The 5804-nt window shown below is 62.7% G+C and carries 4 protein-coding genes and 1 pseudogene; 1 reads left to right on the top strand and 4 read right to left on the bottom strand.

Annotated elements, in window-relative coordinates; translation table 11 throughout:
* A pseudogene (locus ACXJ7R_RS23175) lies at positions 1-400 on the bottom strand (hypothetical protein); the annotation flags it as partial.
* Positions 401-407: 7 nt separating this feature from the next.
* Positions 408-1940 (bottom strand): acyl-CoA carboxylase subunit beta, encoded by a 1533-nt coding sequence (locus ACXJ7R_RS23170; RefSeq protein WP_095091646.1) that lies wholly within the window; start codon positions 1938-1940, stop codon positions 408-410.
* 409 nt (positions 1941-2349) lie between these two features.
* Here ACXJ7R_RS23170 and ACXJ7R_RS23165 point away from each other — a divergent pair, with 409 nt between their 5' ends.
* Positions 2350-3771 (top strand): DEAD/DEAH box helicase, encoded by a 1422-nt coding sequence (locus ACXJ7R_RS23165; protein ID WP_457153882.1) that lies wholly within the window; start codon positions 2350-2352, stop codon positions 3769-3771.
* A gap of 106 nt (positions 3772-3877) precedes the next feature.
* Here ACXJ7R_RS23165 and ACXJ7R_RS23160 read toward each other — a convergent pair whose 3' ends face one another.
* Positions 3878-4852, bottom strand: a complete 975-nt coding sequence (locus tag ACXJ7R_RS23160; RefSeq protein WP_457153881.1) for an alpha/beta hydrolase — start codon at positions 4850-4852, stop codon at positions 3878-3880.
* A 96-nt stretch (positions 4853-4948) separates the two neighbouring features.
* Entirely contained in the window at positions 4949-5770 is an 822-nt protein-coding gene (locus ACXJ7R_RS23155) for an SDR family oxidoreductase (protein ID WP_095091643.1), read from the bottom strand.
* Between the last annotated feature and the right edge of the window lie 34 nt (positions 5771-5804).

Raw genomic sequence — 5804 nt, 5'->3', positions numbered from 1 at the left:
ACGGAATACCGACCGTCAAGATCACCCGACGACCAAGCAGGCCGAGAAACGGACGCTCTTCCCCTATACTGGCGTTGAGGTTGTCGCTCAGCACAATCGTTGTTCGACCGGCACGATATTTGCCAGCAACACCTTCCCACACAGCCCATAATTTGGGGGCCGAATGCTGGGAGATGCCTTGTACCTGGCTGGACCGAAAGCCGGCGAACAATGCTCCGATCAACAGAACAAAAGCCAGCATTGCGGCCGGTATGGCGACAACACCGCCTGCGACAACCGCGAGCGGCTGTCGGTCAAGCAACAACAGCCACAGCAGCACAGGGCAGAAAAGCGGTAGGGCAAAAAGCAGGATGGCAAACCTGCCGAAGCTCGTTCCCATAGAAAGGACCAGACGCGACATCAGCGCCTCACAGCGGGATGTTGTCGTGCTTCTTCCAGGGGTTTTGCATGTCCTTGTTGCGCAGCATCCGGAGCGCGCGCGCGATGCGGCGACGGGTCGAGTGCGGCATGATCACCTCATCGACATAGCCGCGCTCGGCGGCGACGAAGGGCGACAGGAAGCGATCTTCGTAAGCCTTTGTATGGGCTGCGATCTTTTCTGCATCACCGATGTCCTTGCGGTAGATGATCTCGACCGCGCCCCTGGCGCCCATCACGGCGATCTGCGCCGTCGGCCAGGCATAGTTCATGTCGCCGCGCAGATGCTTTGACGCCATCACGTCATAGGCGCCGCCATACGCCTTGCGGGTGATGACGGTGATCTTCGGCACGGTGGCCTCGGCATAAGCGAACAGGAGTTTCGCCCCATGCTTGATCAGCCCGCCATATTCCTGCGCCGTGCCGGGCAGGAAGCCCGGAACATCGACGAAGGTGACGATCGGGATTGAGAAGCAATCGCAGAAGCGCACGAAACGCGCCGCCTTGCGGCTGGCGTCTGAATCGAGCACGCCGGCCAGCACCATCGGCTGGTTGGCGACGAAGCCGACGGTGCGGCCCTCGACCCGTCCGAACCCGGTGACGATGTTCTTGGCGAAATTCTGCTGGATCTCGAAGAAGTCGCCTTCGTCGGCAACTTTAAGGATCAACTCCTTGATGTCGTACGGCTTGTTGGCGTTGTCGGGAATCAGCCGGTCGAGCGACTGATCATGGTCGGTCACCGACTGATAGCATTCGATCTCCGGAAGCTCCGATGTGTTGGAGGCGGGCAGCAGGTCGACCAGCCGGCGCATCTGCAGCAGCGCCTCGACGTCATTGTCATAGGCGCCGTCGGCGATCGAGGATTTCGTCGTGTGCACCGAGGCACCGCCAAGGCTCTCGGCGGTCACCGTCTCGTTGGTGACGGTCTTCACCACATCCGGTCCGGTGACGAACATGTAGGAGGTGTCGCGCACCATGAAGATGAAGTCGGTCATCGCCGGCGAATAGACGTCCCCGCCGGCGCAGGGGCCCATGATCAGCGAAATCTGCGGAATGACACCGGAGGCGAGCACGTTGCGCTGAAAGATCTCGGCATAGCCGCCCAGTGCGGCCACGCCTTCCTGGATACGCGCTCCGCCGGCATCGTAGAGGCCGATGATCGGCGCGCGGTTGCGCAGCGCCATCTCCTGCACCTTGATGACCTTTTCGGCATGCGCTTCCGACAGCGAACCGCCAAACACGGTGAAGTCCTTGGCGAAGAGATAGACCGGGCGGCCGTTGACGGTGCCCCAGCCGGTGACCACACCGTCGCCGGCGATCTTGGTCTTCTCCATGCCGAAATCGGTCGAGCGGTGTTCGACATACATGTCGAACTCCTCGAACGAGCCCTCGTCGAGAAACACCTCGATGCGTTCGCGCGCGGTGAGTTTGCCCTTCTTGTGCTGTGCATCGATGCGGGCCTGGCCGCCGCCCATGCGGGCGATGTCACGGCGGCGCTCGAGTTCTTTCAGCACGTCCTTCATCGGTTACCTCCCAAGCCAGCGGCATTTCGTGGTAATCGTGCGGGCGGGCGAGCGCAAGGACCGCTTGCGCCGTGGTTTTGTTGCGCTGCAGCATGACGGCCCTTGCATTTGACCGCGAACTGGGCCATATGCGGCGACATAGGCGCTTGGGCCGGGAACAATCCGGCCTTCTCGACAAATGAGACTGGTTGCGTCTGTTTTCCCTCTTTCCGGTATATCGGCCCCTCTTTCCGGTAAATCACAAAGTGGCGAAAAAGCCCCGTGGCATGATGCCTGCGGGCACGACAGCGCAGCCGAGTGGACGAAACCGTCCGCCCGCCTTGTCGTTCCATGACAATTTATCCGACGGCAGGTTGCGCCCTGCCGCCATTGATGTTTGCGGCCAGAGGCCGCGTGAAAGAAGAATATTTTGACCAACGAAAACACTTTGCTTGCTGATAAAACTGGGGAACTCTCCGGTTTCGCAGCACTGGGAATTACGGGTGCGCTGCTCAAGGCGACCCATGCCGCCGGCTTTACCGATCCGAAGCCGATCCAGGCGCAGGCGATCCCGCCGCAGATGGAAGGCCGTGACATTTTCGGCATCGCCCAGACTGGTTCCGGCAAGACGGCTGCCTTCGCGCTGCCCATCCTGTCGAAGATCATCGCTCTCGGCACCAAGCGCCGGCCGAAGACGGCGCGTGCGCTGATCCTGGCGCCGACGCGCGAACTTGCCGTGCAGATCGAGGACACCATCAAGATCCTCGCCAAGGGCGCGCATGTCTCGACCGCACTTGTGCTGGGTGGCGTCTCGCGCTTCAGCCAGGTGAAGAAGGTCGCGCCCGGCGTCGACATCCTGATCGCAACGCCCGGTCGCCTGACCGATCTGGTGCGCGAAGGCGACCTCATGCTTGCCGACACCAAGTGGCTGGTGCTGGACGAGGGCGACCGCATGCTCGACATGGGCTTCATCAACGACGTCAAGCGCATCGCCAAGGCGACCGCGCCCGACCGTCAGACGGTGCTGTTCTCCGCGACGATGCCCAATGAAATCGCCGACCTGGCCAAGGGTCTGCTGAAGAACCCGATCCGCGTCGAAGTCGCGCCGCAAAGCACCGCGGCCGCCGAGATCGTGCAGGGCGTCGTCTTTGCCCGCACCAAGCAGAAGCGCCAGGTGCTGTCGACGATGCTCGCCGACGAGGCGATGAAGTCCGTCATCATCTTTTCGCGCACCAAGCACGGTGCCGACAGGGTGACCAAGGACCTCGAGCGCGACGGCTTCAAGGCCGCCGTCATCCACGGCAACAAGTCGCAGAACGCCCGTCAGAAGGCGCTGAACGATTTCCGTGAGGGCTCGGTGCGCATTCTGGTGGCGACCGACATTGCGGCGCGCGGCATCGATGTGCCCGGCATCAGCCATGTCGTGAATTTCGACCTGCCGGACGAAGCCGAAAGCTATGTCCATCGCATCGGCCGGACCGGCCGCAACGGCATGGACGGCATTGCCATCACGCTTTGCGATCCTTCGGAGAACAGCAAGCTGCGTCAGGTCGAGCGCATCATCCGCACCAAGCTGCCGATCGTTGCCGACCATCTCGGCAGCCCTGATCCGCTGCGCAATCCGGCTGAAAAGAACGAGCGCTTCGAGCCCGCCAATGACCGCAACGACCGCAATGGTCGTCGTGACGGCAGGCGGCCGGGTGGTGAGAACAAGGGCAACGGCTTCGGCAAGAAGCGCTTCGGCGACAAGCCGGCCTTCGCTGGCGAGCGTAAGCCGGAAGGCGCCAAGCCTTTCAAGGGCAACAACAAGCGCCGCTTCGGCGGCAAGCGTCCGGCGGCGCGGGCTGCGTAAGCCAGACCGCGTTGTAATCGGTCAAGCCTGGGCTGGCTGATTGCCGTGACTGACAAGGAAAGGGCGGCCGAAGCGATACTTCGGTCGCCCTTTTTTCGTCAGGAGCCTATTTGGCCACCGCCTCGACCCAGACGGCAATCCTTTGCGCGAGATAGGCCGTGGTCGAAGGCGACAGCGCGTCGCCGGCGATGACGTGGTGGTCGGGATCGCCAGTGTCGTCGACCGGCACTAGTTCATGCGGCGCGCCCCAGCGCCCGGCGATTTCGCGGGTGCGGTCCTCGCGCACCACCCTGTCGGAATCGGAAAAGATGAACAGGGCAGGGATGGTCGCCTTTTCCACCGGCGCTGCGTAGGCGAGCTCCGTCAGCGCCGCCATCGGCAGTGTCGCGGCCATCGGATATTTGTGCGTCCAGAATTTTTCGTGCAGGGCGTTACGGGTCGGAAAGCTGCGTTCCTTGCCGCCGACAAGCTCGGCAATCTGCTTGCCCCAGGGCATGGTCAGCAGTTCGGCGCCGGACGCCCTGACGCCGAAATTCGGCGAGATGAACGCGATCGCCGCCACCCCGTCCGATGCGCCCGGCTGCGTTGCAGCCCATGTCGCCAGCGAGCCGCCTGTCGAGGTCGAGATGACGATCACCTTGTCGCCAATCGCCCTGCCGATGGCGAGCGCCTCCTCATAGTCGTTGATCCAGGCATTGACGCTGCCTTGCGTCATCGCCGCGCCGTCCTGCCCGTGACCGGTAAGGCGGGTGTAGAACAGATTGGCGTCGAGCTGGTCGGCCACCTCGTCCGACAGCGGGCGGACCTCGCCCTTCGATGCGGAAAAGCCGTGGATATAGACAATCGACAGCGGCGTCCTGGCATGCACCATCGGATTGGCCCAGACGATCTCTTTCTCCAGCCCGTCACGGATTCCGGGTATGGCGCCCTCTGTCTTCGCCACATAGGCCTGCGGATCGTCGCCGATGACCGAGGGATCGAAACGGATCGTGGTGTCGACGGGTACGCGCGGGCCAAGCACGAAAGCCAGTGCGAGGACAACGACAAGGCCAAGCACAGCAAGCACGATCCGTCGCCCCATCGCAGACTCCAAAGAACAATTTCTCAACCTATGGCGGCGGTCACTATCGGGCAACGCCATGCCCCGGAGAGGGAGCCTGCCAATCTCGATGGCGTTCTATTCGCTTTGGGGCTTCCGGTCGTAGTGCAGCGGCCGCGCCTTCCAGTTGGTCATCAGGCCGATCACCCCTCTGCACAGCGGCCTCGGCAGCAGGCTGAGCACTTTCAGGGGCCAGCTCAGCCGGCGCGGGAAGGTGACTTCGAAGCCGCCGGACTTGATGCCCCGCGCCATGCGGCGCGTCGCGCGGCTGACTGGCATCAGCCCCGGCATCGGCAGCATGTTCTTCTCTGTAAGAGCGGTGTCGATGAAGCCCGGGTTGATCACCTGGACACGCACATTCATCTTGTCGAAGTCGTATTTCAGCGACTCGGCCAGGATGTTGATCGCCGCCTTGGTGCCGCCATAGGCGGCCGTGGTCGGCCAGCCGAAATAGGCGGTGACCGAGCCGACCAGCACGACATGGCCGCGTGCCCGCACACGCATGCGCTGGATGACCGGCACCAGGCCGTTGATGATGCCGAAATAGTTGACATCGAAGGACCGGCGAAAGTCGTTGACGACAAGATTCTCACCCGGCGTCGAAATGTAGTTCCCGGCATTGAAGACGGCGAGCACGATAGGCCCGAGTTCCTTCTCGATCGTGGCGACCGTCCTTGCCATGCGCGGCTCGTCGGTGACATCACAGGGAAAGGCCGTGACACTGCCCGGCATCTGCGCGGTCTCGACGACAAGCGTGTCGATCGGATCGTCGTCGAGCGCCGTCACCGCGACGGTATAGCCTTGGGCCGCAAGATCCCTGGCCAGCGAACGGCCAATGCCGCTGCTGCCGCCCGTGATCCAGGCGACGCCGTGCTTCGGATTGGCCCGATAGAGTGTCATGCTGCGCCCTGTCGACTTGCTCGTACCTTGCTCT

The sequence above is a fragment of the Mesorhizobium sp. P5_C1 genome, assembly GCF_054049815.1.
Note: the sequence above shows the minus strand (reverse complement) of the source record. Positions and strands in the feature narration are given on the sequence as shown.

Bases quoted from the DNA above. Each gene is read 5' to 3' on its own strand.
- ACXJ7R_RS23170 (WP_095091646.1), bottom strand. From the start codon at position 1,940: ATGAAGGACGTGCTGAAAGAACTCGAGCGCCGCCGTGACATCGCCCGC.
- ACXJ7R_RS23160 (WP_457153881.1), bottom strand. From the start codon at position 4,852: ATGGGGCGACGGATCGTGCTTGCTGTGCTTGGCCTTGTCGTTGTCCTC.
- ACXJ7R_RS23155 (WP_095091643.1), bottom strand. From the start codon at position 5,770: ATGACACTCTATCGGGCCAATCCGAAGCACGGCGTCGCCTGGATCACG.